This window comes from Candidatus Dechloromonas phosphoritropha, assembly GCA_016722705.1.
Taxonomy (GTDB): Bacteria; Pseudomonadota; Gammaproteobacteria; order Burkholderiales; family Rhodocyclaceae; genus Azonexus; species Azonexus phosphoritrophus.
Genome location: JADKGN010000003.1, coordinates 1 through 5,687 on the forward strand (window position 1 = coordinate 1; position 5,687 = coordinate 5,687).

Genomic DNA, 5,687 nt, shown 5'->3' on the forward strand with positions numbered 1-5,687 from the left:
AGCTGCACACCAGACGACAAAGCAGGGCTGGGCACCCGGAGAGTCAGGAAACCCGAAGGGGCGCCCGAAAGGAAGCCAAAACCGCAAAAGTCTATTAGCTGAAGAACTTGAGAAGGAGGGGTCGGCAATTGTCCGTGTGGTGATTGACGCTGCGAAACACGGGGACATCCAAGCAGCAAACATAGTTCTTCAGCGTCTCGCACCGCCCTAAAGGCGCGTAGCGAGAAAGTGACCTTCGCGCTCGACGCCACCCAATCATTGACCGCGCAAGCAAGGCAGATATTACAGGCAATTTCTCATGGGGAAATTGATCCTGAAACCGGAAAGCTCTTAATTGAGTGTATTGGCGGATTTGCAGGGCTAAAAGAGATAGATGAGCTTGGGCCGTCTGAATGCCATTGAAGTAAGATTTGGTGGGAGAAAATAAAGTGAAATCTCCTCTCAACTGTACTTTCTATGGCGCTACGGAAACCTGCCCATTTCAGATAATCATATTGGCCTCATCCACACAACCCAATAATCCGATCATTCAAAGCACTGTTGATAGACAGCCGATAGAATCGCAGGAAGATTTTTGGGAAAGATTATCTGCTAGAGCCAGTGAACTTGTTAAACCCTATGGGCACGAGCACTTCATCTTAATGTTCTGTAGAAACTATCCATTGCGCGACCACCTGTCCGATGACATCAAGCAAAAAATGCTTCACGGCAACAGGGGTTTGTGGCAGACCATAATAAACGCTATGACATACAGGCCAAGGCGCTCTGTACCATGCTTGATTTCCAGCACAAGGCTTATTTCAGGCTATGAGGTCGCGCTTACAGGCAAGCACCAGAAGGAAACTGGAGCGCCTAGAACAATCCTTCGCTATCGGTCGCCCGATAGCACTTTGGCCGCCGATTCTATCTTGTGAGGATTGGGAGGCAATCGCGTTTCCCATGCAACAGCAACTTAGCACAGACTCAATACAAGGCGAAAATACTATTCATTTAAAATTTAAGCAATAACGAGGTTCTTGCAAAACTCAAAATCTGCTGACATTTGGCCGTCGCATCCGCCTTCCAGAAGCGGTTTTTTGACGGAAGGAGTCTCTGGCGGTGGATTTTGTTAACTGAATGGCATGATCAACATAATCCAGTACGAAGCGACGCCTGCATCATTGCATGCATCGTCGCAGAAGATCGTTGGCGTGACGTCATTGGTGCAAGCGCATCAACTGGTCGACCGACAGGGCCAGAACGCCGAACATGAGGTGCGCCATGACCTTGGTGGCACCCCGGACGCGGAGGGTGTTGCCGCCGAACTCATCCTTGAGCCGGGCATTGCTCCGCTCGGCCACGGTGCGCTCGTTGTAGCGGATGGCGTCGGCAGGCTCGAATTCCTCCTTTTTCGCCGCCACGCGGATTGTGGTCAATCAGCGGAACATGATTCAGGCTGCGACTGTGCTCGTGCAACACGATGCTGCAATAGGCGGCATCCATCACATCGTAAAGATTGGTGACGCGCGCCGCGCTGATCAAGGACAGCGGAATCGCAGCACGGCTATCGTGCATCGAGGCAGACGACAGCAGTGCCGAAATCGGCACACCACAATCGGCTGTGTCGAGATGCAACTTGTAGCCATTCCAACTGACTTTGTAGCCTCCCGAGTTCCGCAGTTATCCATCAAAAACTGCCTCTTTTGACCCCGTCAGGCTAATGGAATCAATGGCTTGCAAGTGGGGGTTTTGAAACAGACGTAGTGGCACGCGGTTGTTCGCTATTCGTTAATTGACATGATTTAATCCTAGCGTATAGTGCTGGCATGTATGTTAAAGTTACTCGCTCCGGCCCCCGTCGCTACGTGCAGCTTGTCGAGTCCTATCGGGACGAAGAAGGCAAGGTTAAGCAGCGCACCATCGCGACCCTTGGCAGACTTGACCAGATGGACGGATCGCTTGATTCGGTCATCGGCGGATTGATGAAAGTCACCGGCCGTGAAGCGCCAGCCCCGACTGCACCGCCCACGGTTACTTTTGAATCAACGCGCGCCTTGGGGGATCTCTGGGCCCTGCAAGAACTCTGGAACACCCTGGGCTTCTCTGAATTGGCTCGCACATTCGGAAAGACCCGGCATCAGATTGATGTCGAAGCACTGATTCGGATCATGGTTTTTAATCGACTCTGTGATCCTGAATCAAAGTTGGGCGCCCTGCGCTGGTTGCAGACTGTTGCCTTCCCTGGTTTGAATCCCGCCACGGTGACGCACGATCATTTATTGCGCGCCATGGATGCCTTGATGGATCATCAGGCTGCGGTTGATGCCGTGGTAGCCAAGCTGCTGCGCCCCTTGATTGACCAAGAACTGTCGGTTGTCTTCTACGACATGACCACGATTCGAGCCGACGGGCAGTCTGATCAAGCCGGTGATATTCGCCAATTCGGGATGGCCAAGGAAGGGCTAATTGCCCGCCAAGTCATGCTGGGCGTTGTACAAACCGGCGACGGTCTGCCGATCTATCACGAAGTATTTGCCGGCAACACGGCGGAATCGCCGACCTTGTTGCCAACGCTGAAGACGGTGCTGGAACGCTTTCCCTCGATTCGCCGCGTGGTGCTGGTGGCGGATCGGGGTTTGCTCTCGCTGGACAACCTCGACGCCTTGTCTGAAATTCGTCTGGACAGGGTGAGCCGCTGGAATTCGTGCTGGCCGTACCGGGTCGGCGCTACAGCGAATTCACTGAGCTGCTGCAACCCTTCCACGACACGCATTGCGTCGCGGCCACGGCGGAAACCGTTGGCGAATTGCCTTGGCGGAATCTGCGCCTGGTCGTTACGCACAATCCCCATGTGGCCAGCGAAGCTCAGGCATCGCGCCGCGAAAAGATCAAGGCGCTGGAGGAACAAGCAGCCGCGTGGGTCGGCAAGCTGGATGCACAGGACGCCGGTGTGAAAGCCCGCGGCAAGAAGCTCTCGGACAGTGGCGCCAAGGCGCGGCTTTATCATGCGGTCAAGGATGCGCATCTGGCGCATATCTTCCGGGTGGATCTCAAGAACGAATTGTTCGCTTACGAGATTAACCAAGCCGCCCTCGATCTGGCTGAACTGATGGATGGCAAGTTGTTGCTGGTCACCAATACGCCGGATTTATCACCGAAAAGTGTGGTCGACCGCTACAAGTCGCTGGCGGATATTGAGCGCGGCTTTCGGGTGTTGAAATCCGAGATTGAAATTGGCCCGGTGTTTCATCGCTTACCTGAGCGCATCAAGGCGCACGCCAGCATTTGCTTCATGGCGCTGATTCTTTATCGCATCATGCGATTCAAGTTGAAGGCAGCAAAAACGCACTTTCACCCGAGAGAGCACTCGATAGTCTGCGGCGTATTCAGCATCACCGTATCCAACTCAACGCGGAAAACCCCGTTGAAGGTATCTCAACGATTACCGACGAACAAGCAAAGGTCTTTCAGGCACTCGGCGTTAAAAAACCAGCAGCCTCACAACAATTATCGCTTTTGTAGTGGAGCGCTTTTGAACCGCCTCCAAACAAATCAATGACTTATCAAATTAACTGCGGAACTCGGGAAGCAAAGGTCTTTCAGGCACTCGGCGTTAAAACCAGCAGCCTCACAACAATTATCGCTTTTGTAGTGGAGCGCTTTTTGAACCGCCTCAAACAAATCAATGACTTATCAAATTAACTGCGGAACTCGGGTAGCCTTGAGCATTGCACTTGGTGCCACGCTCGCAGGCCGTGGGGATGTCCTGGAGCATTTGCGCCAAGGTTTGCTGGCGCTGGCGTTGAACGGGGGACGCTTTTGCCGGGACCCGCACTTCGTCCCGACGAGGACGTCCGCGCCGCTGCGCCGGTGCCGGCACCTTGGTCTCAACACGGGCCGGACGTTCGCGCGCCGGTATGGCGGTACCGTCACGGCTCAGGTGGCCAATCAATTCATCACCCAGGTGGTCTTTGATCAAGGCTTCATGCACACGTTCCGCCAGGCATCCCTCGGCAAACGTCTCGAAGAAAGGCGTTCGCCAGCCACGCCCGTTCAAACGGCGGACGCCCTACGCCACACCACGAAACCGCCGTGAATTCCTCGATACGTACCCATTCCAGCGTGTGGATGACCTTCTCCAGCTTCGGCGTCAGCGCACCCACCGTCTGTTGCCAATTCGGGGAGCAGTGCGTTCTGAATGACATTCCAGCGTTGCATGATCAGGTCGCGATTGGTAGTATTCATCGGTGCGGGCGTTATGATGTTGGCGTGAGAACCTCATCATGCCAGAAATGGCCGCCTGCCCCCTCTCTTTCGCCCCTCGCCGCGAAAATAATTCAGGCTCAATGAAGGGTTTTGCAAGAGGCTCTAACTATAAAAAATAGTTCCAATTAAACTAATCGTCTTTTGTATTATTTGCCTAATAGCATTCTCATGGGTAGCGAAATCGGCATAAGTTACAGCCAAAAAAATAGATTATTGTGAATCCCCATCTGCACAATTTACCGAACGACCCATGTAGATCATTCGGCCCGGACCAACATTGCCATAAATACCAGTGCCTGTATTGCCATCAATATCTTGCTTCTCACAATTTGACCGTCCCTAAAAAAATACCAGAAAGTATGATTTCCCGTATAGCCTCCGTAGGAATTTTTAGCATTGACCGGAACACATACTGAGTAACCGTAAACCGCTTCATCTGATTTTATTACATGCTCTTTTCTTGGCTTGCTAAATCTTCCATAACGCGCAGACTCTGGATCTTTTAGCGAATTAGAAAGATGGGCTTTTATCAGTTGTTCATAGTTTGTTGGGTAGCTACCATAGTTTGCATTTGGAGCAGGAAGTGTTTTCCTCCAGGCCGCTGATTCTACATCTCTCCGCTGAGCATCATTCATGCACCCTGTAAGCGTTAGCATGGCAACAAGTAAAACAGGAAAAATGAATAGTTTATATTTCATTGGTTGGGGCCTTTTCGTCAAAATTTTCTGTGCCTATCGCATCCAATGCGCTGCAACTCAACTCCAACTCAAAGCCAAGTTTCGGTGCGAGCGTGCAAATTATGGGAGCGCTTATCGAATTGCTATTGGAAGGGTATAAAGCTTGACACCCTCATAACGAATGGTTGAGACCATGAATCCTGGATGAATAACAGACACTGTCATGCCGGGTGAGAGTTTTATGCATTGCCCTGATCTCAACAGCGGCATATATGAGGTTTTGTCTTCCTTGCTTATGTAGGTGATAATTTCGTCAAGCAATTCTTCGGAAATGCATGCGGGCATTTCTTTTTACGACTTCTGCGTTAGATGGCATTGACACAAAAAAGAATTAGCAATGCAGCAGTAGCAGTAAATGCAGGTTTTGCATACGATTTCCTTTTGTAAGTGATTCTGGAACTGAGTTGAAGTGCGCTTTGTTCCCTATCTGTCGTTCCTAAAAATTTTATTGGACTATACAGAATAAAATCAGAAGTGCCTATAGTCCGTTGTCTATAGGCACGCCAAAGGCGAGATTCGCGTCATGGCGAATCCGCAACTTCCTGACATCGGACCTCTCTTCGGCAGCGTTTTGAAACGCCACAGGTCTGCATTGAACGTGTCTCAGGAAGAGCTTGCCTTTCGAGCAGGCGTGGATAGGACGTTTGTTTCACGCCTTGAGCGCGGCATCCGGCAACCGACAATCACCACACTGATCGGGTTAGG

The 5,687-nt window shown here is 51.6% G+C and carries 3 protein-coding genes and 3 pseudogenes; 3 read left to right on the forward strand and 3 right to left on the reverse strand.

Translation table 11 applies throughout. From position 1 onward, the window contains the following. Positions 1 to 228 precede the first annotated feature (228 nt). Complete coding sequence (locus IPP03_05650) at positions 229 to 402, forward strand: hypothetical protein (protein MBL0352151.1); 174 nt, start codon at positions 229 to 231, stop codon at positions 400 to 402. A gap of 794 nt (positions 403 to 1,196) precedes the next feature. Here the strand turns inward: IPP03_05650 and IPP03_05655 are convergent. Beyond that, a pseudogene (locus IPP03_05655) lies at positions 1,197 to 1,653 on the reverse strand (transposase). A 152-nt stretch (positions 1,654 to 1,805) separates the two neighbouring features. Here IPP03_05655 and IPP03_05660 point away from each other — a divergent pair. After that, positions 1,806 to 3,501 (forward strand): annotated as a pseudogene (locus IPP03_05660) (IS1634 family transposase). A 193-nt stretch (positions 3,502 to 3,694) separates the two neighbouring features. Here IPP03_05660 and IPP03_05665 read toward each other — a convergent pair. Both IPP03_05665 and IPP03_05670 read right to left on the reverse strand, forming a co-directional pair. Continuing rightward, positions 3,695 to 4,142 (reverse strand): annotated as a pseudogene (locus IPP03_05665) (IS5/IS1182 family transposase). A 360-nt stretch (positions 4,143 to 4,502) separates the two neighbouring features. Continuing rightward, positions 4,503 to 4,943 carry a hypothetical protein gene (locus IPP03_05670; GenBank protein ID MBL0352152.1) on the reverse strand — a complete coding sequence of 147 codons (441 nt, stop codon included), beginning with the start codon at positions 4,941 to 4,943 and terminating at the stop codon, positions 4,503 to 4,505. Positions 4,944 to 5,505: 562 nt separating this feature from the next. Here IPP03_05670 and IPP03_05675 point away from each other — a divergent pair. Further along, positions 5,506 to 5,687 (forward strand): helix-turn-helix transcriptional regulator (locus IPP03_05675; protein ID MBL0352153.1); only part of this gene is annotated, 182 nt, incomplete at its 3' end.